The organism is Pseudomonas sp. MWU12-2020, assembly GCF_023100605.1.
In the GTDB taxonomy this organism is placed as follows: domain Bacteria; phylum Pseudomonadota; class Gammaproteobacteria; order Pseudomonadales; family Pseudomonadaceae; genus Aquipseudomonas; species Aquipseudomonas fluorescens_H.
Window position 1 is genome coordinate 20,199 of record NZ_JALMEX010000020.1, and the last position, 26,800, is coordinate 46,998.

25 protein-coding genes are annotated in these 26,800 nt (G+C 61.9%); 10 read left to right on the forward strand and 15 right to left on the reverse strand.

Annotated features, from left to right (window positions below):
• Window positions 1-70: 70 nt before the first annotated feature.
• From M0814_RS27660 to M0814_RS27670, 3 genes are all read right to left on the reverse strand, one after another.
• Window positions 71-1,618, reverse strand: a complete 1,548-nt coding sequence (locus tag M0814_RS27660) for a collagen-like triple helix repeat-containing protein (protein WP_103484595.1) — start codon at window positions 1,616-1,618, stop codon at window positions 71-73.
• Between the two features lie 303 nt (window positions 1,619-1,921).
• Window positions 1,922-2,776: a MaoC family dehydratase gene (locus M0814_RS27665; RefSeq protein WP_103484576.1), complete on the reverse strand. Its 855-nt coding sequence runs from the start codon at window positions 2,774-2,776 to the stop codon at window positions 1,922-1,924.
• Between the two features lie 2 nt (window positions 2,777-2,778).
• Window positions 2,779-4,131: a 3-oxoacyl-ACP reductase gene (locus tag M0814_RS27670; protein WP_103484575.1), complete on the reverse strand. Its 1,353-nt coding sequence runs from the start codon at window positions 4,129-4,131 to the stop codon at window positions 2,779-2,781.
• A gap of 330 nt (window positions 4,132-4,461) precedes the next feature.
• On the opposite strand from M0814_RS27670, the gene M0814_RS27675 reads away from it, so the two are divergent.
• From M0814_RS27675 to M0814_RS27685, 3 genes are all read left to right on the forward strand, one after another.
• On the forward strand, window positions 4,462-5,739 hold the full coding sequence (locus tag M0814_RS27675) for an acetyl-CoA C-acetyltransferase (RefSeq protein WP_103484574.1): 1,278 nt from the start codon (window positions 4,462-4,464) through the stop codon (window positions 5,737-5,739).
• A gap of 320 nt (window positions 5,740-6,059) precedes the next feature.
• Window positions 6,060-6,956, forward strand: coding sequence for a PA4780 family RIO1-like protein kinase (locus tag M0814_RS27680; RefSeq protein WP_003221347.1), 897 nt, complete (start codon window positions 6,060-6,062; stop codon window positions 6,954-6,956).
• A gap of 232 nt (window positions 6,957-7,188) precedes the next feature.
• Window positions 7,189-8,403 carry an MFS transporter gene (locus M0814_RS27685; protein WP_103484573.1) on the forward strand — a complete coding sequence of 405 codons (1,215 nt, stop codon included), beginning with the start codon at window positions 7,189-7,191 and terminating at the stop codon, window positions 8,401-8,403.
• Here the strand turns inward: M0814_RS27685 and cueR are convergent.
• The 3 genes from cueR to M0814_RS27700 all read right to left on the reverse strand — a co-directional run bounded on the left by cueR (window position 8,357) and on the right by M0814_RS27700 (window position 11,738).
• Entirely contained in the window at window positions 8,357-8,770 is a 414-nt protein-coding gene (cueR, locus tag M0814_RS27690) for a Cu(I)-responsive transcriptional regulator (protein ID WP_007962968.1), read from the reverse strand. The genes M0814_RS27685 and cueR overlap by 47 nt on opposite strands.
• Window positions 8,767-11,160, reverse strand: a complete 2,394-nt coding sequence (locus M0814_RS27695) for a heavy metal translocating P-type ATPase (RefSeq protein ID WP_103484572.1) — start codon at window positions 11,158-11,160, stop codon at window positions 8,767-8,769. Before M0814_RS27695 ends, cueR begins: the two co-directional genes overlap by 4 nt.
• A gap of 194 nt (window positions 11,161-11,354) precedes the next feature.
• Window positions 11,355-11,738 (reverse strand): hypothetical protein, encoded by a 384-nt coding sequence (locus tag M0814_RS27700; RefSeq protein WP_103484571.1) that lies wholly within the window; start codon window positions 11,736-11,738, stop codon window positions 11,355-11,357.
• Between the two features lie 148 nt (window positions 11,739-11,886).
• On the opposite strand from M0814_RS27700, the gene M0814_RS27705 reads away from it, so the two are divergent.
• Together M0814_RS27705 and M0814_RS27710 are read left to right on the forward strand one after the other, a co-directional pair.
• Window positions 11,887-12,087 (forward strand): cation transporter, encoded by a 201-nt coding sequence (locus M0814_RS27705; protein WP_103484570.1) that lies wholly within the window; start codon window positions 11,887-11,889, stop codon window positions 12,085-12,087.
• Between the two features lie 235 nt (window positions 12,088-12,322).
• Window positions 12,323-13,525, forward strand: coding sequence for a multidrug effflux MFS transporter (locus tag M0814_RS27710; RefSeq protein ID WP_103484569.1), 1,203 nt, complete (start codon window positions 12,323-12,325; stop codon window positions 13,523-13,525).
• Between the two features lie 4 nt (window positions 13,526-13,529).
• Here M0814_RS27710 and M0814_RS27715 read toward each other — a convergent pair whose 3' ends face one another.
• The 3 genes from M0814_RS27715 to M0814_RS27725 form a co-directional block, all read right to left on the reverse strand.
• On the reverse strand, window positions 13,530-13,703 hold the full coding sequence (locus tag M0814_RS27715; RefSeq protein WP_003221361.1) for a hypothetical protein: 174 nt from the start codon (window positions 13,701-13,703) through the stop codon (window positions 13,530-13,532).
• Between the two features lie 153 nt (window positions 13,704-13,856).
• Window positions 13,857-14,870, reverse strand: coding sequence for a zinc-binding alcohol dehydrogenase family protein (locus M0814_RS27720; protein ID WP_103484568.1), 1,014 nt, complete (start codon window positions 14,868-14,870; stop codon window positions 13,857-13,859).
• Window positions 14,871-14,902: 32 nt separating this feature from the next.
• Window positions 14,903-15,196: a putative quinol monooxygenase gene (locus tag M0814_RS27725; RefSeq protein WP_103484567.1), complete on the reverse strand. Its 294-nt coding sequence runs from the start codon at window positions 15,194-15,196 to the stop codon at window positions 14,903-14,905.
• Between the two features lie 118 nt (window positions 15,197-15,314).
• Here M0814_RS27725 and M0814_RS27730 point away from each other — a divergent pair, with 118 nt between their 5' ends.
• From M0814_RS27730 to M0814_RS27740, 3 genes are all read left to right on the forward strand, one after another.
• Entirely contained in the window at window positions 15,315-16,244 is a 930-nt protein-coding gene (locus tag M0814_RS27730; RefSeq protein ID WP_103484566.1) for a LysR family transcriptional regulator, read from the forward strand.
• 316 nt (window positions 16,245-16,560) lie between these two features.
• Entirely contained in the window at window positions 16,561-17,292 is a 732-nt protein-coding gene (locus tag M0814_RS27735; protein WP_003221367.1) for a helix-turn-helix transcriptional regulator, read from the forward strand.
• Window positions 17,293-17,421: 129 nt separating this feature from the next.
• The gene (locus tag M0814_RS27740; RefSeq protein WP_103484565.1) at window positions 17,422-18,801 is read left to right on the forward strand and encodes an MFS transporter; all 1,380 of its coding nucleotides are present in this window, start codon (window positions 17,422-17,424) and stop codon (window positions 18,799-18,801) included.
• A gap of 108 nt (window positions 18,802-18,909) precedes the next feature.
• Here M0814_RS27740 and M0814_RS27745 read toward each other — a convergent pair whose 3' ends face one another.
• The 3 genes from M0814_RS27745 to M0814_RS27755 all read right to left on the reverse strand — a co-directional run bounded on the left by M0814_RS27745 (window position 18,910) and on the right by M0814_RS27755 (window position 22,128).
• Entirely contained in the window at window positions 18,910-19,863 is a 954-nt protein-coding gene (locus tag M0814_RS27745; protein ID WP_103484564.1) for an adenosine deaminase, read from the reverse strand.
• Between the two features lie 82 nt (window positions 19,864-19,945).
• Window positions 19,946-20,911, reverse strand: coding sequence for a 2-oxoglutarate and iron-dependent oxygenase domain-containing protein (locus M0814_RS27750; protein ID WP_103484563.1), 966 nt, complete (start codon window positions 20,909-20,911; stop codon window positions 19,946-19,948).
• Between the two features lie 143 nt (window positions 20,912-21,054).
• Window positions 21,055-22,128: a BMP family ABC transporter substrate-binding protein gene (locus M0814_RS27755; protein WP_103484562.1), complete on the reverse strand. Its 1,074-nt coding sequence runs from the start codon at window positions 22,126-22,128 to the stop codon at window positions 21,055-21,057.
• A gap of 288 nt (window positions 22,129-22,416) precedes the next feature.
• On the opposite strand from M0814_RS27755, the gene M0814_RS27760 reads away from it, so the two are divergent.
• Window positions 22,417-23,508, forward strand: coding sequence for a calcium:proton antiporter (locus M0814_RS27760; protein WP_103484561.1), 1,092 nt, complete (start codon window positions 22,417-22,419; stop codon window positions 23,506-23,508).
• 63 nt (window positions 23,509-23,571) lie between these two features.
• Here M0814_RS27760 and M0814_RS27765 read toward each other — a convergent pair whose 3' ends face one another.
• The 3 genes from M0814_RS27765 to M0814_RS27775 all read right to left on the reverse strand — a co-directional run bounded on the left by M0814_RS27765 (window position 23,572) and on the right by M0814_RS27775 (window position 26,251).
• The gene (locus M0814_RS27765; RefSeq protein ID WP_103484560.1) at window positions 23,572-24,930 is read right to left on the reverse strand and encodes an 8-oxoguanine deaminase; all 1,359 of its coding nucleotides are present in this window, start codon (window positions 24,928-24,930) and stop codon (window positions 23,572-23,574) included.
• Between the two features lie 258 nt (window positions 24,931-25,188).
• Entirely contained in the window at window positions 25,189-25,875 is a 687-nt protein-coding gene (locus M0814_RS27770) for an SDR family oxidoreductase (protein ID WP_003221379.1), read from the reverse strand.
• Window positions 25,876-25,900: 25 nt separating this feature from the next.
• Window positions 25,901-26,251, reverse strand: coding sequence for a MerR family transcriptional regulator (locus tag M0814_RS27775; protein ID WP_103484559.1), 351 nt, complete (start codon window positions 26,249-26,251; stop codon window positions 25,901-25,903).
• Window positions 26,252-26,333: 82 nt separating this feature from the next.
• Here M0814_RS27775 and M0814_RS27780 point away from each other — a divergent pair, with 82 nt between their 5' ends.
• On the forward strand, window positions 26,334-26,759 hold the full coding sequence (locus M0814_RS27780; RefSeq protein WP_103484558.1) for a hypothetical protein: 426 nt from the start codon (window positions 26,334-26,336) through the stop codon (window positions 26,757-26,759).
• The last annotated feature ends 41 nt before the right edge of the window (window positions 26,760-26,800 follow it).

Genomic DNA, 26,800 nt, shown 5'->3' on the forward strand with positions numbered 1-26,800 from the left:
CGTGGGAATCTTCCGCCCTCAACCAAGCGTAGGCGCTGTAGGTGAGGCCGTCGAATCGGCCAGGTGCAATTTAGCGTTTGTTGCCTCCAAGAGCGCCGGTCAGGCCACCGAGTACACCGCCCAGTCCGCCGGTTGCGCCACCTGTGGCGGTGCCTCCGTTGACCAGACCACCGACCGCACCGACAGTGGCGCCGACGTTGTTGACCAAACCACCGACGGCGGTGGTCACCGGGTTGTTGGTGGCGGCAATGGTGTTGCCGATGGTGCTGACTGCGCCGCCGACCTGACCGGTGAGACCGGCGACCGGTGCCCCGATACCTGTCGTGGCGCCGACCTGTTGAGTGAGACCGGTGACGGCGCTGGTCACTGGATTAAGCCCTGCGCCCACGGTAGCGCCGACGGTGGCCAGTGGTGAGGTGGTGGCAGTGATCGGTGTGCCCGAGCCGCCGAGTACGGTGTTGAGCGAAGCGATGGTGTTGCCCAGCCCGCCCGCAGTGACACCACCGGCACTGACCACGCCGTTGGTGTTGCCGGCGTTCAGGCCGCTACCGACGTTGACCACTGCGCCGCCGACGGTTTGCAGCAAACCGGTACCGCCGAGGCCGCCACCCAGACCGCCGCCCAAACCACCACCGCTGCTGGTGCCGTTGTCCACCAGCCCGCCAGCCTTGCCGACGGTGGTGCCGACGTTGGTCAGCGCGCCGCCAACGGTGTTGGTCAAGGCGTTGCCGTCGCCAGCACCGGTTACCTGACCGCCCACGCCTTTGACGGCGCCACCGACCTGGCCGAGTACGCCATTGAGCGGAGCGCCAAGCCCGGTCGCATCGCCGACTTTGTCAGTAGTACTTTCAACCATCGCAATCACTGGCACCAGACCGTTGCCGACGCTTTTAGTCACCGAGCCTAGTGGGCCGGTGGTGGTGGCCAGACTCAGGGTGTCACCGAGCATAGTGACTTTTTCGCCGACGCCATCGAGCACCGGAGCGACTTTGGTGACCACGCCGCCGACGACCGGAACACTGCCGGTGGCGGTCGCCAGTTTGCTGCTCAGATCCGAGACGCCAGTACCGACATCTGACACCACGCCGCCGACCGAGGCTGCGGTCACGCCCAGACCGTTGTCGACCGTGCCCAGTTTGCCGATGCCGTTGGCCACGCCATCACCCAGGGTGGTGACCACATTGCCTGTGGTTTTGACTGCGCTTTGCACAACGCCGCCCACGACTGGAACGGTGCTCAAGGAGTCGCCGACCTGACCGACACCACTGCCGACGCCGGCGACGGTGTTGCCGACATCCTGTACCAGAGTGGTGGTCACCAACGGGGTCGGAGTCGTTGGAGTCGTTGGAGTCGTTGGGGTTGTAGGTGTTGTCGGGGTGGTCGTGCCACCGGTTCCACCCGTTCCGCCCGTACCCGCGGTATCACCTGTACCACCGCTGCCGCTTGTACCACCGCTTCCGCTGGTGCCGCCGGTACCGGCGCCTGCTGCTGCGCCATCGGAGGATGAACTGCCGGAACTGCTGTGATGGCCGCCACCGCCGCTGCTGCAGCCAGCGAGACCAAGGGAAAGGATCAATGCCAGAGCTGTTGCCGATTTGCACCACACTTGAGTTTTCATGATTGAGATTCCTTGCACCTGTAACAACATTTCGTCGTTTTCGATGGCCCGCCGATCTGTCGCCGGCGATGCCTCGTCCGTGGTGTCAATCTCAATCGCGCCGCAGGTTTCGACCATTCTCAAGTTGGTATTAACGCCTTTATATATAAGGCGTAGCGCAATGCCTAAGCACTAATACCCAGGATATAGAGGCGTAAAAAAAGGCCTTGAAAATCAAGGCCTGGAGTTTTTCAGAGGACGGTGCCGAGCGTGGGAAAACTTAAGTGATATACACACAATTTACAGGCTTGCCCGTGGTGAGGATCAGGCAATCGGCTGCCACTGACCGACCATGTGCTCCAGGTCGCCTGCACCGATCAAACGCAGTTCACCGCTGGAGCCTGCTGCACTCGCCAGCAAAGTCACCTCACTGGGTAAACGCACCGGTTTGTGAAAAAACACGCTGACCTCAAGGTTGGCCTTGGGCAGGTGATCACTCAGCGCTGCGAGCGTACGGGCCTTGTTCCACAAACCGTGAGCGATGGCCGTGGGGAAGCCGAAGAGCTTGGCACTGGCGGCGCTCAGGTGAATCGGGTTGTAGTCGCCCGAGACTTTGGCGTATTGCCGACCGATATCGGCCGGTGCTTTCCACTGCGCAACCTGCGTCAGGATCTGCGTGGGTTCCCAACGTTGCTCGACGGGTTCGCCGTCGAGTTTCACGCCGCGACAGAGCATCTGGCTTTCCGCCTCCCACAGCGGCCCGAGTTGATCATCGAGAGTGGTCAGCACATCGAAGGTCGCGCCTTTGGGATGCGGCTGCAGGTTGTGCACCCGCACACTGACTTGCGCGCGACTGATCCCGCCCATCGGCCGCAACACGCGAATGCGGTTGCTCAGGTGAATCAGCCCCAGCAGCGGGAATGGAAACTCCTTCGCCGTGAGCAATTGCATCTGCAGGGCGAACGCGAGGTTGTGTGGATAAGTCGGCGGCAGCAGTCCGTCATCGGTAAATCCACAGACCTTGCGATAGTCCGCCAGCCGCTTGCCGTCGATGTCGATCCAACAGCGCAAACCGCTGTCGGGCAGGGTGGTGCCGGTGATCTTGCGTCGTGTTGCGGCCCGCGCATACAGGCCGGGCAGACTCGGTTCGCGATCCAGCGTGTGCCATTCGATGCTCATGCCTAGGCCCCCAGAACACTTTGTCCACAGACCCGCAGCGCCTGCCCGGTGAACGCGCCGGTGCCCGGTTGTGCCAGCCACGCGACGGCTTCGGCGACGTCCTGCGGCAAGCCGCCCTGGCCCAGCGAACTCATGCGCCGCCCGGCTTCGCGCAAGGCGAACGGAATGTGCGCGGTCATCTGGGTTTCGATGAAGCCCGGGGCCACAGCGTTGATGCTGATGCCGCGTTCGTGCAGAGTTGGCGCCCAGGCCTGCGCCAGACCGATGAGGCCGGCCTTGCTCGCGGCGTAGTTGGTCTGTCCGCGATTGCCGGCGATGCCGCTGATCGAGGCCAGCAGAATCACTCGCGCATTGTCGTGCAGGGTGCCGCTGTCGAGCAGGGCCTTGGTCAGTACTTGCGGGGCGTTGAGGTTGACCGCGAGCACCGCGTCCCAGAATTCCGGGGTCATGTTGGCCAGGGTCTTGTCGCGAGTGATCCCGGCGTTGTGCACCAGAATGTCGAGGCCGTCCGGCAGTTGTTCGATCAGTTGCGCGGCGGCATCTTCGGCGCAGATATCAAGGGTGATCGCCCGGCCGCCAAGACGTGCGGCGAGGGCTTCCAGATCAGTCTTGGCCGGGGGGACGTCGAGCAGAATCACCTCGGCACCGTCGCGGGCGAGGGTTTCGGCGATTGATGCGCCGATCCCGCGTGCCGCGCCGGTGACCAGCGCCCTGCGTCCGGCCAATGGCCGGGTCCAATCGGTGACCGGCGTGGCGCATGGGCTCAGGCGAATCACCTGCCCGGAGACAAAGGCACTTTTCGGTGACAGGAAAAACCGCAACGGCCCCTCAAGCTGATCTTCAGCGCCGTCACCGACATAGATCAGTTGCAGCGTGCCGCCGCTGCGCAGCTCCTTGGCCAGCGAGCGCGAAAAACCTTCGAGCGCCCGTTGCGCACTGGAGGCGAAGGGCTCGCGCAGGGTTTCCGGGGCGCGGCCGAGAATCACCAGATGTGCGCTGCTGTCGAGGTTTTTCATCAACGGCTGGAAGAACTCGCGCAGCTGTTTGAGCTGGTCGGTGTGCTGCAGATCGCTGGCGTCGAATACCACGGCCTTGAGTTTCGGCCCGTGCCCGGGAATCCACGCGGTGGCCAGCGACGGTTCGGTGCCGTAGCTGTAGATCGCATCGGTCAGGCGGTTGGCAAACGCATTGACCCGCTCGGCCAGCGGCCCGCCGCCGATCAGCAGCGCACCGTCCACCGGCCGCAGGCGTCCGGCCTGCCAGCGTTCCAGCCGCACCGGCGACGGCAGGCCCAAAGCCCCGACCAAACGGTGGCCGATGGATGAGTTGGCGAAGTCGATATAGCGGTCAGACATGGAACGCTCTCCAAAAGTTGGGGTTCAAAGTGTGGACTACCAACGGCAATCAATCGTTCGATCCACACAATAAGGCCTACGCTAGAACAGCAGAGTAGTTGGCCGCTGATGGTTGTGTGGCCAAACACAAATTCAGAAACAACGTTGAACCCTGTAGGTGTGACCTGTGGCGAGGGGATTCATCCCCGATCGGCTGCGAAGCAGTCGCAATGTATAGCGATTGCAATGTGTGGGGCCGCTACGCGACCCATCGGGGATGAATCCCCTCCCCACAAGGCTCACTCCTACAAGGATTCAGGTGAATTCGACCATTTGGAAAAGGAGCTTTTCATGAGTCAGCTGCGCCGCGTCGCCATCATCGGTGGTAACCGTATCCCTTTCGCCCGCTCCAACGGGCCGTACGCCACTGCCAGCAATCAGGTGATGCTCACCGCCGCGCTTGAAGGCCTGATCGAACGCTATAACCTGCACGGCCTGCGGATTGGCGAAGTGGTGGCGGGTGCGGTGCTTAAATTGTCACGGGATATGAATCTGACCCGCGAATGCGTGCTCGGCTCGCGGCTGTCACCGGCCACTCCGGCCTATGACATCCAGCAAGCCTGCGGCACCGGGCTGGAAGCTGCGCTGCTGGTGGCCAACAAAATCGCTCTCGGCCAGATTGACTGCGGCATTGCCGGTGGTGTCGACACCACCTCGGACGCACCGATCAGCGTCAGCGAAGGCCTGCGCAAAATCCTCCTGCAGGCCAACCGCGCCAAGACCACCGGCGACAAGCTGAAAACCTTTCTGCAACTGCGACCACGGCACCTGATCCCGGAGTTTCCGCGTAATGGCGAGCCACGCACCGGCCTGTCGATGGGCCAGCACTGCGAACTGATGGCGCAGACCTGGAACATTCCCCGTGAAGAGCAGGATCAACTGGCCCTCGAAAGTCATCACAAACTCGCCGCGTCCTACAGCGAAGGCTGGCACAACGATTTGATGACGCCGTTTCTCGGCCTGACCCGTGACAACAACCTGCGCCCGGACTTGACCCTGGAAAAACTCGCCACGCTCAAACCTGCTTTCGAAAAAAGCGCCAAGGGCACGCTGACGGCAGGCAACTCCACGCCACTTACCGACGGCGCCTCAGTGGTGCTGCTGGGCAGCGAGGAATGGGCGAAAGAACGTGGTTTGCCGATCCTCGCGTATCTGCGCGATGGCGAAGCGGCGGCGGTGGATTTCGTCAACGGCGCCGAAGGTCTGTTGATGGCGCCGGTGTATGCAGTGCCGCGCTTGCTGGCGCGTAATGGGCTGACCTTGCAGGATTTCGATTACTACGAAATTCATGAAGCATTCGCTGCGCAGGTGCTGTGTACGCTCAAGGCCTGGGAAGACCCCGAATACTGCAAGACGCGCCTGGGGCTGGACGCACCGCTGGGGTCGATCGACCGCACTCGATTGAATGTGAAAGGCAGCTCGCTGGCGGCGGGGCATCCATTTGCCGCGACCGGCGGGCGAATTGTCGCGAACCTGGCGAAACTGCTGGATGCGGCAGGCAAGGGCAGGGGGCTGGTCTCGATCTGTGCTGCTGGCGGCCAAGGTGTCACCGCAATTATCGAACGTTGAGCGCAATCCCCTGGGAGCGGGCTTGCTCGCGAAGGGGGCGTGTCAGGCGCCGTCATTGTGTCTGACAGACCGCTTTCGCGAGCAAGCCCGCTCCCACAGGGGAAATGAATGCCAATGTCAGATTCTGTCGCAAATGCCCTCGACGCCGATTACCAACATTTCAAACCGGCTCAGCTATGATCGGCAAAGCTCGATTATTTCGGCACAGTGTGTGCATCCATAGGGTTCACAGGTCGGCACCCCCTCCCCGTAGCGCGAGGATTGCCGTATAACGAGTGACATTCGCGTGTTTGGTAATAAAGGACCCACAATAAAAGCTGATGAAGACTCCAAAACGCATTGAACCCCTGATCGAAGACGGTCTGGTCGACGAAGTGCTGCGCCCACTCATGAGTGGTAAAGAAGCAGCTGTTTATGTGGTGCGCTGCGGTAACCAGTTACGTTGCGCGAAGGTCTACAAGGAGGCGAACAAACGCAGTTTCCGCCAGGCAGCCGAGTATCAGGAAGGTCGCAAGGTGCGTAACAGCCGGCAGGCTCGGGCGATGGCCAAGGGCTCGAAATTCGGTCGCAAAGAGACCGAAGACGCCTGGCAGAACGCCGAAGTCGCGGCGCTGTTCCGTCTGGCCGGTGCCGGTGTGCGAGTGCCCAAGCCATACGACTTTCTGGATGGCGTGCTGCTGATGGAACTGGTGGCCGACGAGTATGGCGATGCCGCGCCGCGTCTGAACGACGTGGTGCTGGAGCCGGATCAGGCCCGCGAGTATCACGCGTTCCTGATCTCGCAGATCGTGCTGATGTTGTGTACCGGTCTGGTGCACGGTGACCTCTCGGAGTTCAACGTGCTGCTGACCCCGACCGGGCCGGTGATCATCGACCTGCCGCAGGCGGTGGATGCCGCCGGTAACAACCACGCGTTCAGCATGCTCGAGCGCGATGTGGGCAACATGGCGTCGTACTTCGGGCGCTTTGCCCCGGAGCTGAAGCAGACCCGCTACGCAAAGGAAATGTGGGCGTTGTACGAAGCCGGCACCTTGCACCCCAACAGCGTGCTGACCGGTGAGTTCGACGATCCGGAAGATCTGGCCGACGTTGGCGGTGTGTTGCGCGAGATCGAAGCGGCGCGTCTCGACGAAGAGCGCAAGCAGGCGATCCGTGCGGCGGATGACGAGCCCAAGGGCAAGTCCGACGAACCACCGCCGCCACCGTGGATGCAGTAAGCGCTTGAACAGAAACCCGGCTTCGGCCGGGTTTTTTGTGCCCTGTATTTTTCCGGAGACCACCCCAAATTCCCTGTGGGAGCGAGCCTGCTCGCGAAGGGGCCTTACCAGTCACCATCCTTGTTGACTGACATACCGCTTTCGCGAGCAGGCTCGCTCCCACAGAGGATGGGTGGTGTTGCTAATAGTTGTGTGTGAATCTGTCCGGCCTCGGCACACTCAAGGACTGAATGTGATCACCCCACGCAACACCCAACTGATCATCACCGCCCGCCTGATCTCCGACTTCGGCGCCTTTCTCAACATGGTCGCGCTGGCGACCTATGTCTACCTGCTGAGCAACAGCGCCATGAGCGTCGGGATCTTTCTCGCCAGCCGGGTTGGCGGGGGGATTTTTGCCAGTCTGATCGGTACGCGCTTCTATCGGCGCTGGAGTGGCCGGGTGCCGCTGATCGCCTTCGATCTGCTGCGCGCGACGCTGCTTGGCCTGCTGTTGATCCTGCCGCTGAGCCAGCAGGCGTTGCTGTTGCCGGTGATCGCCTTCGGCCTGGGTTTTGGCAATTCGATGTTCGCCATCGGCCTCAACAGCCAGTTGCCGAAGCTGATCGACCCGGCGCAGCTACTGAAAACCAATGCCTGGATCACCTCGGCGTCATCCGCAGCCATGGTCGGCGGCAGTCTGGTCTCCGGCTTGCTGGTGGCGGCATTTGGTTTCGCAACGGTGTTTGCGCTCAACGCACTGACCTATGTGCTGGCGGCGCTGTTGATTGCGCCGTTGCGCTTCGCCGCTGCAGAAGTCCGCGAACAATCAACCAGCGAACGCGGCGAATGGTTAGCCCTGAAACAAGGCCTGCGCAGCGCTCCGGTGATCGCCGCGATGCTTGCCGTGACCATGGCCGACACCTTGGGCAGTGCCGCGCACAACGTCGGATTCCCGGTCATCTCCAAACTGCTGACCCCTGATTCGGCCAGCACCACGCTGGGCCTGATGCTGGCGGTGTGGGCCAGCGGCAAACTGCTCGGCGCACGGATTGCCAGTCGCCTCAAAGGCACGGATAACCGTGATTTGGAGCGACGGTATTTCTTCGGCGTGGCGTTGATGTCCTGCGGTTTTATCCTGATGTTCCAGCAGCACAGCCTTTACGGTCTGCTGCTGTTTTCGCTGCCGGCGGGGCTGGGGGACGGTTTCTCCGAAGTCAGCCTGATGTCGCGTCTGCAGCGTGAACCGGAGCATTTGCGCCTGCCGATTTTCAGTTTCCTGACCTTGCTGCAAATGACCGGGTTCGGCGTCGGCATGCTGGTTGCCGCGCCGTTTTACGGCTGGTGGACGCCGGGTGCCGTGGTCGTGCTGTTCCACGGCATCCCGCTGGGTACGCTGTTGACCGTGAAGTTGCTGGCGCTCAGGCGCGGGCGGGTTGCGCGCAGCAGCCCGACGCCAGTTCCTTGAGGATCGGGCAGTCGGGGCGATGGTCGCCATTACAGTGCTCGACCAGGTCCTGCAGGGTGTCGCGCAACTCGCCGAGCTCGCGGATCTTCTGATTCAGCTCGTCGATGTGCTGACGCGCCAGGGCCTTCACATCGGCGCTGGCGCGTTGGCGATCCTGCCACAGGGTCAGCAGCTTGCCGACTTCTTCCAGAGAAAATCCCAGATCCCGCGAGCGCTTGATGAACGCCAGCGTGTGCAGGTCATCATCGCTGTAGACCCGGTAGCCGCTGTCGGTGCGATGGGCAGCCTTGAGCAGGCCGATCGACTCGTAATAGCGGATCATCTTTGCGCTCAGGCCACTGTGCCGGGCCGCTTGGCCGATGTTCATCGCTGTTCCTCCAGATCCTTCGGTTTCCAGGTTTTCAACAGTAGCGCATTGCTCACCACGCTGACGCTCGACAATGCCATCGCCGCGCCGGCCAGCACCGGGTTGAGGAAGCCGAACGCCGCCAGCGGAATGCCGATCAGGTTGTAGACGAAGGCCCAGAACAGGTTCTGGCGGATCTTCGCGTAGGTCTTGCGGCTGATCTCCAGCGCCGCCGGCACCAGCCGTGGATCGCCGCGCATCAAGGTGATGCCGGCGGCATGCATCGCCACGTCGGTGCCGCCGCCCATGGCGATGCCGATGTCGGCCGCCGCCAGTGCCGGGGCGTCGTTGATGCCGTCGCCGACCATCGCCACCACCCCGGTTTTCTTCAGTTCGGCGACGGTGGCGGCTTTGTCGGCGGGGAGCACTTCGGCGTGAACATTTTCAATGCCCAGCGCCTCGGCCACCACGCGCGCGCTGCCACGGTTGTCGCCAGTCAGCAGATGACTGTGGATCCCTCGGGTGGCCAATTGCTGCACCGCTTGCAGTGCCCCGGGCTTGAGCGTGTCACCGAAGGCGAACAACCCAAGCACCCGCGCTTCTGGGCTTTGCTCGATCAGCCACGACAGGGTTCGGCCTTGGCTTTCCCAGGCCTTGGCGGACTCGGCGAGGTGGCCGGCGCTCAAGCCGCTTTCTTCCAGCAAGCGCCGATTGCCCAGCGCCAGGCGCCGACCGGCAAGCGTGCCGGCGATGCCGCGCCCGGTCAGGGACTGGCTGTCGCTGACATCCGGCACCTGCAAGCCGCGCTCGGTGGCAGCGTCCAGCACAGCTTTGGCCAGCGGGTGCTCACTGCCGCGTTGCAGGGCACCGGCCAGTGTCAGCAGGGTATTTTCATCGCCATCCAGCGCACTGAAATGGGCGATGCGCGGGGTGCCGGAAGTCAGCGTGCCGGTCTTGTCGAAGACCACGTTGTCGACTTCATGGGCACGTTCCAGCGCTTCGGCGTCCTTGATCAGAATGCCGTGACGCGCAGCCACACCCGTGCCGGCCATGATCGCCGTCGGCGTGGCGAGGCCGAGGGCGCACGGACAGGCAATCACCAGCACAGCGACCGCGTTGATCAATGCGGTTTCCATGGGCGCGCCGTACAGCCACCAGCCGATCAGTGTCGCCAAAGCGATCAGCAGCACGGTGGGCACGAACACCTGGCTGACTTTATCCACCAGTTTCTGGATCGGCGCTTTCGCCGCCTGAGCGTCCTCGACCAGACGGATGATCCGCGCTAATACACTTTCCGCACCGAGGGCGGTGGTGCGCACCAGCAGGCGACCTTCACCGTTGATCGCACCGCCGGTGACCTGGTCGCCCGGCTGTTTTGGCACCGGCAGGCTTTCGCCGCTGATCAGCGCTTCGTCTGCGTGGCTCTGGCCTTCGAGCACTTCGCCGTCGACCGGGAAACGTTCGCCGGGTTTGACCAGCACCTGATCATTCAGGCGCAGAGCGCTGATCGCCACGTCTTGCTCGCGACCGTCAATGACCTGAATCGCCCTTTCCGGACGCAAGGCTTCGAGGGCGCGGATGGCGCTGGCGGTCTGGCGTTTGGCGCGGCTTTCCAGGTATTTGCCGAGGAGCACCAGGGCGATCACCACCGCCGAGGCTTCGAAATACAGATGCGGCATGCGCCCGGCGGCGGTGGCCCATTCGTACAGGCTCAAGCCATAACCGGCGCTGGTGCCGAGGGCGACCAGCAAGTCCATGTTACCGGCCCCGGCGCGCACGGCTTTCCACGCGGCCACGTAAAACCGCGCACCGAAAATGAATTGCACCGGGGTGGCGAGGGCGAATTGCGCCCAGGCCGGGAGCATCCAGTGGATGCCGAACGGTTGTAGCAACATCGGCAGCACCAGCGGCAAGGCCAGGGCGATGGCGCAGATCAGCGCCCAGCGTTCATGTTGCAGGCGCTGTTGCTGGTTATCGGTAGTGGGGTGATCGGCTTGCCAGACGCTGGCCGAGTAGCCGGCCTTGCTCACCGCGTCGAGCAGCGATTGCGGGTCGACCTGACCGAGCAATTCGAGGTGTGCGCGTTCGTTGGCGAGGTTGACGCTGACGCTCTTCACCCCGGGGACTTTGTTCAGGGCGCGTTCGACGCGCCCGACGCACGAGGCGCAGGTCATGCCGTCGATGCTCAATTCCATGGTCTGCTGCGGCACGCTGTAACCGGCGCGCTGCACCGCCTCCATCAACGCCGGCAAGCTGCCACCCGGTGCCTGGACGCGGGCCTGTTCGGTGGCGAGATTGACGCTGACGCCACTGGCGCCGCTGACTTTGCTCAACGCCCGCTCGACACGCCCGGCGCAACTGGCGCAGGTCATGCCGGCAATCGGCAGGTCGAAGGTGATGGAATCGGACATCGGTCTTACTCCCTGTAGAAGATGCCTACAAGGATCAACCTTGCCATGCGGGCAAGGTCAAGCGCCAATATTTGACTCAGCACAAAACCAATGTGGGAGCGGGCTTGCTCGCGAAAGCGCTGTGTCAGTCAACATCATCGCTGAAAGGCACACCGCATTCGCGAGCAAGCCCGCTCCCACATTTGGAGTTTCGCTTAGTATTCGAGGGCGGCAGGTCGCAGGTACAAGCCTTTGGCATTTGCCGCGATCCGGTACTTCACCACATCGCCGGCCTTGAGCGAGATCTCCTGCGCGGGAGGTGCGAGCATGCCTGCCTGGCAACCCGGCACCTGGCCAGGCAACTGTTTCAGACGAATGGAAATCGTGCCGTGGGGCAGGTTGAAGGAAGTGGTCTGTTCCTGCAGCAGGCGCCCAGCGAGTTGATCATTAACGTACACGCCAATCTCGCAGGGAGTCGGCACTTCCAGACGCTCGCGCGAGATGATCAGAACGGCGTAATCCTCACCGGTCGCGTTGGCCTGGGGCAGGGCGGCAAAGAGGCTGAGCAAGCCAAACAGGCTGAAAGCTGACCAGCGCATGGCTGAATCTCCTGAGTTTGAGTCATTGGTGTGCGCAGCTTGGCTGAGCGCAGCGCCGATTGCCAGCCCGGCATTTTTTTCCAGAACTTGACCTTGCCATGGTGGCAAGCTCGACACTGCCGGCAACTTCACTCAAGGGAGTCAATCCATGCAAGTGTTCAATGTTCAAGGCATGTCCTGCGGTCACTGCGTCAAAGCCATCACCCACGCCGTGCAGGCGAAAGATCCGGCGGCCAGCGTGCGGGTCGATCTGGCGGCCAAAGAAGTCGGCGTCGAGAGTTCGCTCAGCGCGGAGCAGGTGATCGAGGTTATCAGCGAAGAGGGTTACCCGGTAAAACTCGCCGGTTAACGATAAATCCCCTGTGGCGAGGGAGCTTGCTCCCGCCGGGTCGCGAAGCGGCCCTTTTTTTCCAATTGAAAAACACTGGGCCTGCTGCGCAGTCCAGCGGGAGCAAGCGCCCTCGCCACAGGTTTCAGATGTAGGTCATCTGATTTCTAATAGTTAGCGAGCTATCGGAATGTTCAAGGTGTCTCCGCGCGGCTAGACTGTCGGGCTGCCGACTTCTATCCAACCTGGATGCCTGATGAACTTCCGTACCATTCTGATTCTCGGTGCCTTGAGCGCCTTCGGTCCGCTGGCGATCGACTTCTATTTGCCGGCGTTTCCGTCGATGGCGCTGGCCTTTGGCACTGATGAAAAGCATGTGCAACTGACCTTGGCGGCCTATTTCGCCGGCCTGTCGATCGGTCAATTGCTCTACGGCCCGGTGGCCGACCGTTTTGGGCGGCGCCTGCCACTGCTGGTCGGGGTTGGCCTGTTCACCCTGGCCTCACTGGCCTGTGCCTATGCACCGAATCTGGAGTGGCTGATCGGCGCGCGTTTCGTTCAGGCGCTGGGCGGCTGCGCGGGAATGGTGATTTCCCGGGCGGTGGTCAGCGACAAGTGCGATGCGGTCGGTTCGGCGAAAGTCTTTTCGCAATTGATGCTGGTGATGGGCCTGGCGCCGATCCTCGCGCCGCTGCTCGGCGGTCTGCTGGTCAACACCACGGGCTGGCAGTCGATCTTCCTCGTGCTGACCGGCTTCAGCGCACTGGCCGGCCTCGCTGTGGCACTGGGTCTGCCGGAAAGTCTGCCGGACTACGTGCCGCGCCAGCCGTTGTCCGGTGCGTTGCGCCAATACGGCCGGTTGTTCGGCGACCGGGTGTTTCTCGGCCACGCGCTGACCGGCGGCATCGCGGTTGCCGGGATGTTTTCCTACATCGCCGGTTCGCCGTTCGTCTTCATCAAACTCTACGGCGTACCGGCCGAGCATTTCGGCTGGCTGTTCGGCACCAATGCCGCGGGTTTTATTCTGGTCGCCCAAGTCAACGCGCGGCTGTTGGCCAAGCGCGGTCCGGCCTTCCTGCTGTCGCGGGCGGTGTGGGTGTATCTGTTGGCCGGTGTCTCTTTGCTCGCGGTCAGCTCGTTGCACACCGAAGCCTTGTGGCCGCTGTTGATTCCGTTGTTCGTGTGTATTGCCAGCCTCGGCTGCATCCTGCCAAACGCAGCGGCGTGTGCGATGAACGGTCAGGGCGCGCGCGCCGGCAGTGCCTCGGCACTGATGGGTTGCCTGCAGTTCAGCGTGGCTTCCGGCGCGGCCTCGCTGGTGGGCGTTCTGCACGACGGCAGTGCCATACCGATGGCCATGGTCATCAGCCTGTGTGGATTACTGGTGGTGAGTGTCGCGATGTACACCCGGCATTTGCAGAATGCCCGGGCGTTGGCGCAAGCACAGGCCGAAGCCTGATACGTCAGCCAGCAGCGCGTTGCTGTCCGGAGTCGGGAATCTGATGGGGCGCGTGCAGGCGCGCTTCAAGGGTGCGGGTGAAGGCGAGGGCCTCGGCTTCACTGCGAAATGTCACGGCGTGCTGGTCCAGACGAACCTGCCATTGGGACTTTGCCACTTCTTTTATCAGGATCTTCATTGCTGACCTCCCTTGCGTAAAAGATGTATCGCAGAGGCTTCGAGTGTAGACCTGAATACGATCGCATTTGTGACAACGGAGAAGCATCTGACTGACGGCAAAAATCAGCGCCAGCCCTTGAATGGTCTGGCGCTGATTGCGGTCTTCGGATTCTTAGAAACTTTCTAAAACAATTTTCCCCTTGGCTTTGCCACTTTCCAGCAACTCATGCGCGCGACGCAGGTTCGCCGCGTTGATCGTGCCGAAATGCTCGCCCACCGTAGTCTTCAGCGTTCCCGCATCAATCAGCTCGGCCACGCGGTTGAGCAGTTTGTGTTGTTCGATCATGTCCGGTGTTTCGAACAGCGAGCGGGTGTACATGAACTCCCAGTGCAGCGACAGGCTCTTGCGCTTGAGCTTGCTCACGTCCAGTGACTTCGGATCGTCGATCAACGCCAGTTTGCCCTGCGGTGCCAGCGCCTCGACCAGTTGATCCAGGTGCAGATCAGTCTGGGTCAGGCTGGCGACGTGGGTCACGTGATCGATGCCGGCGCGTTTCAGTTCCTCGCTCAGCGGCTGGCTGTGGTCGATCACCAGGTCGGCGCCCAGCTCCGTCACCCAGTCGCGAGTCTGTGCACGGGACGCGGTGCCGATGACCTTCAGGCCGGTCAACTGGCTGGCCAGTTGGGTGAGGATTGAACCGACGCCGCCAGCGGCGCCGACGATCAGCAGGCTTTGACCTTCATCGGTCTTGCCCTCACGGATCTGCAGGCGTTCGAACAGCAGCTCCCACGCGGTGATCGCGGTCAGCGGCAGCGCAGCAGCTTCGGCGAAGCTGAGGGATTTCGGCATGTGGCCAACAATGCGCTCGTCGACCACGTGCAGCTCGCTGTTGCCACCGGCACGGGCGATGGAGCCGGCGTAAAACACTTTGTCGCCGGCCTTGAACAGTGTCACTTCACTGCCGACGGCCTTGACCACACCGGCGACGTCCCAGCCCAGCACTTTTGCTGCGCCGTTTTCCGGCGCCACGTTCTGCCGCACCTTGGTGTCGACCGGGTTGACCGAGATGGCTTTGACTTCCACCAGCAGGTCGCGCGGCCCGGCGACCGGCTCCGGCAGTTCGATGTCTTGCAGGGATTTTTCGTCGCTGATCGGCAGGGAGGCGTAATAGGCGATGGCTTTCATGACTTGCTCCGTAACGGTAATAGAAGAAGGGCTCAGGCGATGGCGCCCAGACGTTTCAATTGGAAGTGTTCGATGCAGTGGCCGGCGGTGGCCTGGAAGTTCTGAAAATGCGCGCTGGCGTTGTGCGCCTGGAGGATTTCCTCGCTGGCCCAATGTTCGATCACATAAAAAGTCAGCGGATCGGCCAGGTCGCGGTGCAGGTCGTACTGGCTGCAACCCTCCTCGGCGCGGCTCGGTTCAACCAGTGCGCGCAGGGCGTTTTCGAGGGTGTCCTGCTGGCCGGGTTTGGCGATCAGGGTGGCGATGGCGGTGAATGCTTGGGACATGTTTGGCTCCAGTCGCGGGATAAATTCGCTTGAGCAGATCATTGGCTATTTCTCGGCGCGATAAAACCGGCTAAAAGAGCAGTCTCTTTCAATATTTTTTTGATAATCGAGGCTGAGAATGCTGCGTTTCGACGATTTGCAGTTGTTCGTTCGCGCGGCGGATCTGGGCAGCCTGTCTGCGGCGGCGCGGGTGATGGACATGTCTGCCGCGGTGGCCAGCGCCGCGCTCAAACGTATCGAACAGCAACTGGGTGTGCGTCTGCTGGCGCGTTCGACCCGCAGCCTGCGCCTGACTGCCGAGGGCGAAGGCTTTCTCGAATATGCCCGGGCCGCGTTGAGTTCGCTGGACGAAGGCCGGCGTTTTCTCTCCAGCGCGCAGGATCAGGTCAGCGGCATCCTGCAGTTGTCGGCGCCTTCGGATTTCGGCCGCAACCTGTTGTTGCCATGGCTCGACGAGTTTCAACGCGAGCATCCGAAGCTGACCGTGCGCCTGCTGCTCGGTGACCGCATCGCCGACCTGTTCCGCCAGCCGGTGGACATCGCCCTGCGCTATGGCGAGCCGGAGGACTCGAGTCTGGTCGCCTTACCCATCGCCCCGGACAATCGCCGCGTGCTTTGCGCATCTCCAACGTACCTGGCGCGCCACGGTGAGCCGCGTCAGCTCGAACAACTGGCGCAGCACAATTGCCTGCTGTACATGCTCGGCAGTCGCGTGCACGACCATTGGAGTTTTCATGACGGCAAACGTGAAGTCGGGCTGACGGTCAGTGGCGATCGCTTCAGCGATGACGCCGACGTCGTGCGGTTGTGGGCGGTGGCGGGGGCAGGAATCGCCTACAAGTCGTGGCTCGATGTCGGCGCGGATGTCCTCGCCGGACGCCTCAAAGTGTTGCTGCCGGAACTGCTCTGCGAGCGAGCTCCGCTGAATCTGTTGTGCGCCCATCGCGCACAATTGAGTAAGCCGGTGAACCTTTTGAGGGAAATGCTCGCCAGCCGATGCGCCGAATTGAGTAGTCAATTTCCCCATTTCCCGAAAGTTGATCATTAGTCGCAGGCAATTAGCGAAATTTCTCTCAGGAACTATCACCATTCGTGTCAGCCACGGCGCAGGAAGCGGCGTGCATCCCGCTTATACTAGCCACCGCCTCAAACCTGCACCGATAACCGGCCAGGACAGAATCCGGCCGGTTTTTGCAGGGCTGGGCGAGCGCTGTACAAACGCCGCGGACACGCCATTGACGGGGGCAGCAGCACTGGCCTGGCGTGCTCCGGTTCATGGCGTTTTACCCGTCTTGGCCGACGACACATTAGTGGTCAAGATGTCTTCGAGCAGTAGACGATACGATTCAACAGGGAGTGAATACATGGAACATGCACCTTGCATCAGCCAGATCGCCACGCTGCTGGCCGACCCCAAGCGCAGTGCGATGATGTGGGCGTTGATGGATGGCTCGGCCCGCCAGACCGAAGAGCTGGCGCTGCTGGCAGGGTTGTCGCCATCCTCGGCCAGTGCGCATCTGGGGCGTTTGTCCGGCGGGGGCCTGTTGAAGGTCGAGGTTCGTGGGCGCAAGCGCTTTTTCCGCCTGGCTGCCCCGGAAATCGCAGCGGCCATCGAAGCTCTGGCCAGCGCCACGATCGCCAGCGCACCGCGGGACATTCCTCACGTATTCAAACGCTCGACGCCGAGCGCCAATCCCCAGACCGCGCCGTCTTCGCTGCTGCGTGCGCGCTTTTGCGATGACCATTTGGGGGGCACGCTGGCCGCCGATCTGTATCAGCGTCTGCTCGATGCCGGCTGGCTCGAACAGATCGAGCAGCGGGTCGTGGTGACGCTCAAAGGCTCGACACAACTGGCCAACCGCGGGGTGTTCATTCAGGCCCTCGCCCATCGCAAGGCCCAGGTGGCGTGCGCCTGTCCGGACTGGAGCGAACGTCGCCCGCACCTGGGCGGCTCACTCGGCGCGGCGGTGCTGCAACTGTTCATGCAGTCCGGCTGGCTGGCGCTGCCCAAGGACTCCCGCGCGTTGCAGGTGACCCCGGCCGGGCAACGTGAAATCCATCGTTTCGCCAAGGAAACCGAGCTGGAATTGGCGTAATAGAGCGTTCGCCGGCCGACACTTCGACGCTGGCGTCGCCTGTGACTGCGAACAGGTCGTATCCAGAAAAAGCGCTGAGGCGTAATCCCGCACACTCGATCCGCACACATTGTGGAGGGGGGATGGGACATGGATACGCGAAACTTCAGCGCGGCAGAACGCCTGGAACGGCTACCGCTCAGCGGTTATCACCGGGTCATTTTCATCATCATCGCCCTGGCGTTCTTTTTCGATTCCATGGACCTGGCCATGATGACGTTCCTGCTCGGCTCGATCAAAACCGAGTTTGGCTTGAGCAGTGCGCAAGCGGGCCTGCTCGCCAGTTCGAGTTTTTTCGGCATGGTGCTGGGGGCGTCGCTGTCGGGCCTGCTCGCCGACCGCTTCGGGCGCAAGCCGGTGTTCCAGTGGAGCATCGTGCTGTGGGGCGTGGCCAGTTACCTGTGTTCGACCGCGCAAACGGTCGAGAGCCTGACGCTGTTCCGCATCCTGCTCGGAATCGGCATGGGCATGGAGTTTCCGATTGCGCAGTCGATGCTGTCCGAGCTGATCCCGGCGCAACGACGCGGACGCTACATTGCATTGATGGACGGTTTCTGGCCGCTGGGTTTTGTCGCCGCCGGGGTGCTGTCGTACTTCTTGCTGCCGTTGATTGGCTGGCGCGATATCTTTCTGGTGTTGGCGGTGCCGGCGGTATTCGTGCTGGCGATCCGGTTCTTTATCCCCGAATCACCACGCTGGTTGGAACAGGCCGGACGCCATGCAGCGGCGGACAAGGTCCTTAGCGCCATCGAGGCGCGTGTGCGTACATCGCTCGGTGTCGCGACGCTGCCGGAGCCGGTGCGCCTGCCAAGGACAGTGACGCCGCCGGGCAACTTCTTCTCGGCGCTCAAGCAGATCTGGTCGCCACAATACCGCCAGCGCACCACGATGATCTGGAGCCTGTGGTTTTTCGCCTTGCTTGGTTTCTACGGGCTGACGTCGTGGCTCAGTGCGTTGTTGCAACAGTCGGGTTTCGCCGTGACCCAGTCGGTGTATTACACCGTGCTGATATCGCTGGGCGGGATTCCCGGGTTTCTGATGGCGGCGTGGCTGGTGGAACGCTGGGGGCGCAAGCCGGTGTGCATCGTGACGTTGCTCGGCGGCGGGGTGATGGCGTTTCTCTACGGACAGAGCGCGGTGTTCGGCGGCAACGTCGCGTTGCTGATCAGCTCCGGGTTGCTGATGCAGTTTTTCCTGTTCGGCATGTGGGCAGTGCTCTACACCTACACGCCGGAGTTGTACCCGACCTCGGCGCGCGCCACCGGCTCGGGCTTTGCCTCGGCGATTGGTCGCGTCGGCTCGTTGCTCGGGCCGTTTGTGACCGGCTTGGTGTTCCCGATTACCGGGCAGGGTGGGGTGTTTGCGCTGGGGGCGCTGTGCTTTGCGATTGCGGCGGGGGTGGTGTGGCTGTTCGGGATGGAGACGCGGGGCAGGACGCTGGAAGAGCTGGCAGAGTCGACACCGGTATAAATGTGGGAGCGAGCCTGCTCGCGAAAGCGGTGTGTCAGACAACTCAAACTGTGACTGACACGAAGCCTTCGCGAGCAGGCTCGCTCCCACATTGGAACTTCAGCGTTTTTATGGTTTTACCAGGCGCGCATCCAGGCTGTTCTGCGCCAGGCGCTTGGCCTGATCCTGGGTCATGCCCAGGTGCTCATGCAGCGCATGGAAGTTCTCGGTGACGTAGCCGCCGAAGTACGCCGGGTCATCCGAGTTGACGGTGACCTTCACCCCACGCTCGAGCATGTCGAGGATGTTGTGCTGCGACATGTGATCGAACACGCAGAGCTTGGTGTTCGACAGTGGGCACACGGTCAGCGGGATCTGCTCGTCGATGATCCGCTGCATCAGGCGCTCGTCTTCGATGGCGCGTACGCCATGGTCGATGCGCTGGATTTTCAGCAGGTCGATAGCCTCCCAGATGTACTCCGGCGGACCTTCTTCACCGGCATGGGCGACGGTCAGGAAGCCTTCGTCACGGGCGCGGTCGAACACACGCTGGAACTTGCTTGGCGGGTGACCCATCTCGGAACTGTCGAGGCCGACGGCGACAAACGCATCACGGAACGGCAGCGCCTGATCGAGGGTTTTCTGTGCTTCGTCTTCGCTCAGGTGGCGCAGGAAGCTCAGGATCAAACCGCTGGTGATGCCCAGTTGCTGCTCGCCATCCTTGAGTGCCGCGGCGATGCCGTTGAGCACCACTTCGAACGGGATGCCACGGTCGGTGTGGGTCTGCGGGTCGAAGAACGGTTCGGTGTGAATCACGTTCTGCGCTTTGCAGCGCAGCAGGTAGGCCCAGGTCAGGTCGTAGAAGTCCTGCGAGGTGCGCAGCACATCGGCGCCCTGGTAATACAGGTCGAGAAATTCCTGCAGGTTGTTGAAGGCGTAGGCCTTGCGCAGGGTTTCGACATCGCTCCACGGCAGGGCGATCTTGTTGCGTTCGGCCAGGGCGAACAGCAACTCAGGCTCCAGCGAGCCTTCCAGATGCAGGTGCAGTTCGGCCTTGGGCAGGGCGTTGAGCCAATCGTACATATTCTTTTCTCATCAGGTGCAGATGGCGGCCATTCTACAGATGCGCGCCGAAACAATTGGCAAAACCTGACCAAGCGATCCATCACACCGCTTGCGGCTCGCGACGATAGGCGTAGGTATCGGCGAAGCGCGACAGCAGGAATTCGGCGCAGGTGGTGGTCGGATATTTCGCCGGATGCTGTGCGTCCTGGCAACCGGGCAGGCATTCGATACGGGTGTCCGGATGCGGCTCGGCGAAGAACGGCATCGAATAGCGATCCACCCCCAGCGGACTGATCACCCGGTGCGGCGTCGAGCGATAACGGTCATTGCTCCAGCGCGCCATCATGTCGCCGAGGTTGACCACGAAGGTGCCGTCTATGGGCGGCGAGTCGATCCATTCGCCTCGCACGTTCTTGACCTGCAGGCCGCCAGCGCTGTCCTGATAGAGCAGCGTGATGCAGCCGTAATCGGTGTGCGCTCCGGCGCCTTGCTGCTCGGCGCTGCTGGCGGTGTGGCGCGGCGGGTAGTGGATCATCCGCAGCACACTGACCGGCTGATGGAAGCGAGTGTCGAAGAAGTCGCGTTCGATGCCCAGCGCAATCGTCATCGCACGCAGCAGGGTTTGCGCGAGCGCCTGCATGTCGAGGTAGTGCTGCTCCATCAGCGCTTCCCAACCGGCGATTGGCGGATGTCTATTGGGCCCGCGCAAGGGTTTTTCCGCGAGCACTTCGGGATGGTTCGCCGGCAGGTGCAAGCCCATGTCGAAGGTTTCTTTCAGGTCGCTGGGTTTGTCCGGGTCGAGCTGTTCGGTGGCGATGGCGCCGTAGCCGCGATGGTGGCGGGTCTGGGTGATATCGATCTGCAGTTTTTCTTCTGCCGGTAGCGCAAAAAAGCGCTGGGCGTGGTCGAGCAGCGAGTCGATGCGCTGTGCGGAAATCGGGTGGCCCTTGATGTAGAAAAAGCCCCATTCGCGGCAGGCTTGGTCGATCTTTTCCGCCACGGCAGGCCAGGCGTTTTGGTCGTCGCTATAGAGCGGGCTGATGTCGATGATCGGGAGCTGATCCATACACAATCCTAAAGAACGCTGAAGAACCATTGTAGGAGTGAGCCTGCTCGCGATAGCGGTGTGTCATTCAACATCATCGGTGCCTGACACACCGCTTTCGCGAGCAAGCCCGCTCCCACAGGGGAAGGGTGGTGGGGCCGGGATTACTTCGGCATCTCGGCCTTCATCCCTTCCACGTAATAGTTCATCGACGCCAGTTCGGCATTGGTTGCGCTCACTCCGGCCGGGATTTTCTCGACCCCGGCCTGATCCTTGATCGGCCCGGTGAACGGTTGCAGCGTACCGCTCTTGATGTCGGCAATGATCTGCTCGGCCTCGGCTTTCACCGGCGCCGGTACCAGATCGCTGATCGGCAGTTCAACCGTGCCTTCCTTCAACCCGCCCCAGTAATCCTGGGATTTCCAGCTGTGGTCGATCACGCTTTGCGTGGCTTGAATGTAGTGCGGCGCCCAGTCGTTGACGATCGAGGTCAGCACCGCTTTCGGGCCGAAGTGCGCCATGTCCGAGGCGTAACCCACGGCGTACACGCCACGCCGTTCGGCGGCCTGGATCGGCGCCGGGCTGTCGGTGTGCTGGAACACCACGTCCACACCCTGATCGATCAGTGCGTTGGCGGCATCGGCTTCCTTGCCCGGGTCGAACCACGAGTTGACCCACACCACCTTGATCTCGGTGCCAGGGTTGTACTTGTTCAGCGCCAGCTGGATCGCGTTGATGTCGCGGATCACTTCCGGAATCGGGAACGAAGCGACGTAGCCGATCTTCTTGCTCTTGGTCATCTTCGCCGCGAGGAAACCGCCGACATAACGACCCTCGTAGGTGCGCGCCAGATAGGTGCCGAGGTTCTTGTCCTGCTTGTAGCCGGTGGCGTGTTCGAAGGTCACCTTGGGAAACTGTTTGGCGACTTTCAGCGTCGGGTTCATGTAGCCGAAGGAGGTGGTGAAGATCAGGTCGTAGTTGTCCTTGGCCATGTTGCGGATCACCCGCTCGGCGTCAGCGCCCTCGGCCACGTTCTCGACGTAATTGGTGGTGATCTGCGCGCCGAATTTCTCCGCCAGCGCCTTGCGCCCCTGCTCATGCTGATACGTCCAGCCGTGGTCGCCGATCGGGCCGATGTAGACGAAACCGACCTTCAGCGGATCGGCAGCGCTGGCGCTCAGGCTGATCCCCAGACCGATGGCGGCGCACAGCAGTTTGTGCAGCGGACGTATTTGCATGAATTGGAGCTCCATTTTGTTGTGTGTGGACAGGGGCAATGCAAATTGCTGACCAACAGGACAACAAACTGGTTTGAAACCGTGTGATGGCCTTCGCGAGCAGGCTCGCTCCCACAGGTCAACGCGATCAAATGTGGGAGCGGGCTTGCTCGCGAAGAGGCCGGCAGGAACGATAAAAGTGCATGGCTGAAACCAGCTGCCATCGGCTGGTGCGCTAAGGTGTAACGAAACGTTAGCGCCGCCCCGCAGTCAGTAGCTCATTCGAACCTCTCGGCAAAAAGGCCCGCCATGCTCACGATCTTCAAGCAAGAAAGCTTTCTATTGCTGGCAGTGATTGCCGCGTGCATCGCCTATCCGCTGGAACACTGGATGCTGCAAAGCGGACAGATCGTCGCGCTGATTTCTGGCCTGGTGCTGATCGCCTTCATCGTCGCCGCGTCGATGCGCGTCGCCCATCATGCTGAACTGCTCGCGGAAAAAGTCGGCGACCCCTACGGCACGATGATCCTGACCCTCGCGGCGGTGCTGGTGGAAGTGGTGATCCTGGCGATCATGATGAGCAACGAGGCGTCCGCCACACTGGTGCGTGACACGATTTATTCGGCGGTGATGCTCGACATCAACGGCATCCTCGGCCTCGCCGCGTTGATGGGCGGGCTCAAGCATGGCGAGCAGTCGTACAACGATGATTCGGCGCGCAGCTACAGCGTGATGATCCTCACCGCGATGGGCGTATCGATGGTGGTGCCGGAGTTTATTCCGGCGGCCAACTGGAAGATTTACTCGGCGTTCACCATCGGTGCGATGGTGGTGCTTTATGCGTTGTTTCTGCGCATGCAGGTCGGGCCGCACAGTTACTTTTTCAGCTACAGCTACCCGGACAAGCGCCGCAAGAAAGAACCGGTGGAGGATGAGCCGAAACCGCTGAGCCTGGCGTGGTCGATCGGCATTCTGGTGTTCGGGGTGGTGGTGATCGGCGCACTGGCCGAAGTGATGTCCAAAACCCTCGATCTGGGCCTGGAAGGCACGGGCGCACCGCCGGTGATCACGGCGATTCTGGTGGCGGCGATTTCCGCTGCGCCGGAGATTCTGACGGCGTTGCGTGCCGCGTTGGCCAACCGCATGCAGTCGGTGGTCAACATCGCGATGGGCGCGTCACTGTCGACGGTGATCCTCACCGTGCCGGTGATGGAAGCGATGGCGCTCTACACCGGCCAGCCGTTTCAGATGGCGATGACCCCGGTGCAGACAGTGATGATCTTCATCACGCTGATCGTCAGTGCGATCAACCTGAATGACGGCGAGACCAATGCGATCGAGGGCATGACGCACTTTGTGCTGTTTGCGACATTTATCATGCTCTCCCTGCTGGGCCTTTAAGGACATACACAAATCCAAATGTGGGAGCGAGCAAGCCCGCTCCCACAGGGTTTAGTGTTGGGATCAGGTCCCGGCGATCAACTGGCGAGCCGCCTGGCTGTGATCGGCGATCAGGCCCTTCAGATCCAGCCCTTCAACCTGGCCATCAACGACGCGCCACTTGCCGCCAATCATCACCCGATCCGCACGATCGGCACCGCACAACAGCAGCGCCGAAATCGGATCATGGCTGCCCGAGAAACGCAGCTCATCCAGCTTGAACAACGCCAGATCCGCCTGCTTGCCCACCGCCAGCTCACCAATGTCGGTACGCCCCAACAGGCTCGCCGAGCCCTTGGTCGCCCAGCCGAGCACGCGCTCCGGGGTGATCTTCTCGGCGCCGTAACGCAGACGCTGGATGTACAGCGCCTGCCGCGCTTCTAGAATCATGTTCGACGCGTCGTTGGAGGCCGAACCATCCACGCCGAGACCGAACAGCGCACCGGCATCGGTCAGATCGATGCTCGGGCAGATGCCGGAGGCCAGACGCATGTTCGAACTCGGGCAATGGCAGATACCGGTGCCGGCCTGGCCGAGGCGAGCGATTTCATCCGGGTTGAAGTGGATGCCATGGGCCAGCCAGGTGCGCGGGCCGAGCCAGCCGACGCTGTCCAGATAATCCACGGTGCGCAGGCCGAAACGCTGCAGGCAGAAATCCTCTTCGTCGAGGGTTTCCGCCAAGTGCGTGTGCAGACGCACGTCGAGTTTATTCGCCAGCTCGGCGCTGGCCGACATGATTTCCGGGGTCACCGAAAACGGCGAGCACGGTGCCAGGGCGATCTGGATCTGCGCACCATCGCCGCGCTCGTGGTACTCGTGAATCAGGCGCTGACTGTCGTCGAGAATCACCTGACCTTCCTGCACGGTCTGTTGCGGCGGCAGGCCGCCGTCCTTCTCGCCGAGGCTCATCGAACCGCGAGTGAGCATGGCGCGCATGCCCAGTTCGCGCACGGTGTCGACTTGCACGTCGATGGCGTTTTCCAGACCGTCCGGGAACAGGTAATGGTGGTCGGCGGCGGTGGTGCAACCCGACAGCAGCAATTCAGCCAAAGCCACTTTCGTCGCGAGGGCGAGTTTTTCCGGGGTCAGCCGCGCCCACACCGGGTACAGGGTTTTCAGCCACGGGAACAACGGCTGATTGACCACCGGCGCCCAGGCGCGAGTCAGGGTTTGATAGAAATGGTGATGGGTGTTGATCAGGCCCGGCAGGATCACATGCTCGCGGGCATCGAACACTTCATTGCATGGCGCTGACGGTTGCTGACCGGCAGCGAGCACTTCGACGATCACGCCGTCTTGCAGCACCAGACCGCTACGGGCATCGAGCGCGTTGGCCGTGAAAATGGCGAGGGGATTTTTTAACCAGGTACGGGTCGCAGGCATTGTGGCCGGCTCCTCTGAAAGTTGGGTTCAGGGTTGCCAGCTCAGTGTTGCCCTGTCTGCTGATCCAGGGTCGCCGCGAAGGACGAGGTGCGGAGTTTCAAACAAATCGCCGGATCGGGCAAGCCCAACCCGACCATTCACCACACAACCCTTGTGGGAGCGAGCCTGCTCGCGAAGGCGTCGTATCAGTCGATACATCCATTGTCTGACACACCGCATTCGCGAGCAGGCTCGCTCCCACATTGGGATTTTCAGTGCTTACCAGGGAATGGTTTCACCCTTGTAGTTGATGAAGTGATGGCCGCCCTTGCCGGTATACGCATTCACCTGATCAATCAGCCCGCGAGTGCTGGTCTCCACATCCAGGTCAGCCCCTTCGCCGCCCATATCCGTCTTCACCCAGCCCGGATGCAGCGACAGCACGGTGAGTTTCTGTTCGCCCAACTGGGTGACGAAACTGTTGGTCATCGAATTCAGCGCGGCCTTGCTCGCCTTGTACAGCGCCAGCTCCGGCGCGTCCGGTACGGTGACGCTGCCCAGGCCGGAACTCATGAACGCCAGCACGCCGCTGCCGTCGCGGATCTGCCCGACGAAGCGCTGCGCGAGGTTGATCGGCGCCACGGCGTTGGTGAAAAACAGCTGGCCAACTTCGGCCAGTGTCGCGCCGCCCGGTGTTTGCACCTCCGGACCTTTGACCCCGGCGTTGACGAACAGCAGGTCGAAGGTCTCGCCCTTGAGCTGTTGGCTCAGGGCGATCACTGCTTGCTGGTCGTCCATGTCAAGTTTCTCGATCCGCACGTTACCCAGCGCTTGCAGCGCCTCTGCCTTTTGCGGATTGCGCACGGTGGCGGTCACTTGCCAGCCGTCGGCCAGCAGGGTTTTCACCAGCCCGAGGCCCAAGCCACGGGAGGCGCCGATGATCAGTGCGTTTTTTGCCTGGGACATGACGGGATTCCTTGAAAGTTACGGTTCATGGATTCAATGGACACGCCTGACCGAGCCGTTGTTGCAACTCTCGTCGCAACACATCGAGTTCGCTCATGCGGGTTTCGATCAATTGCAGTTTGTCGCGCAGCAGTTGCGCCACGGCGTTTTCCGGGTCGGGCGCGTTCCACAACGCGGCGACGCTGTTGCCGATTTCGCCAAGGGTAAAACCCAGGCGCTGCGCGGTTTTGATGTAGAGCACCAGTTGCAGCATTTCCGGCGGGTAGTCGCGGTAACCGTTGGCACTGCGTTGCGCCGCGATCAGCCCGCGCTGCTCGTAGAAACGCAAGGTATCGCGGCTGACGGCGCTGGCCTGGGCTAATTCACCGATGCGCATGCGGGGTCTCAAAAGAGGTATTGACCCTGGAGCATACTCCAGGCTTTACCGTGGTTGCTCCTCAAATTTTGGAGCAAGGACGATGTGGACTTCGACCCAGTATCGAAACGTGGTGCGCGGCAGCGCCTGGTATGACCTGATCGTCACGGCAGCGTTTGCCACGCCGTGGAGTTTTGCCGCGTTGCATGGGGCGTTGACGGCGCTGAGTCAGGCGCTGGATTTGCCCGGTGAACTGCCGGCGTTCGCGCCGGCGCATATGTTGATGGCGAATCTGTTGGGTTCGGTGGTGTGCGTGTGGGCGGTGCTGCGGATTCGTGATCCGCAGGCGCTTTATGGGCGCTATGACGCGGTGGCGCGGTTTCTGTTTGCGGCTTGGCAGGGGTATGCCCTGGCCCATGGCGCGAGTTCGCTGCTGGTGGTTTTTCTGGTTTTTGAACTGGCGTGGGGCGTGGCTCAGGTGTTGCCCGTTCGGACGCCTTCGCGAGCAAGCCCGCTCCCTCAGGGTTAGTGTCGTTCGCGAACTGTGTGATCGCCGCAGAACCTGTGGAA